The sequence below is a fragment of the Shigella sp. FC1967 genome (assembly GCF_001743005.1).
Classification (GTDB): Bacteria; Pseudomonadota; Gammaproteobacteria; order Enterobacterales; family Enterobacteriaceae; genus Proteus.
In genome coordinates this window covers 1-280 of record NZ_MIIZ01000164.1, presented here as the reverse complement: position 1 = coordinate 280, position 280 = coordinate 1, and the positions used below count along the sequence as shown (strand labels likewise).

The following is a 280-nucleotide window of genomic DNA, read 5'->3' as shown; positions in this document are numbered from 1 at the left end:
TTCTCACTAAAGACGGTTGTTCGATTCCTATTGCTTTTGCCAATTGGATTTGTGACTGCTCTGGAGGTAATTGGCTGATATTGTACAATGTAACCCAATGGGTTTGAGTTAATTTTAATGGTTTGAGACGATGATCAATTACAGCACATATCAGTTTTTTTTCTTCCAATTGATCTAGGGTTTCTCACTAAAGACGGTTGTTCGATTCCTATTGCTTTTGCCAATTGGATTTGTGACTGCTCTGGAGGTAATTGGCTGATATTGTACAATGTAACCCAAT

1 pseudogene is annotated in these 280 nt (G+C 37.5%); it reads right to left on the bottom strand.

Annotated elements, in window-relative coordinates:
• Nucleotides 1–169 (bottom strand): annotated as a pseudogene (locus tag BHE89_RS01500) (hypothetical protein); the annotation flags it as partial.
• Between the last annotated feature and the right edge of the window lie 111 nt (nt 170–280).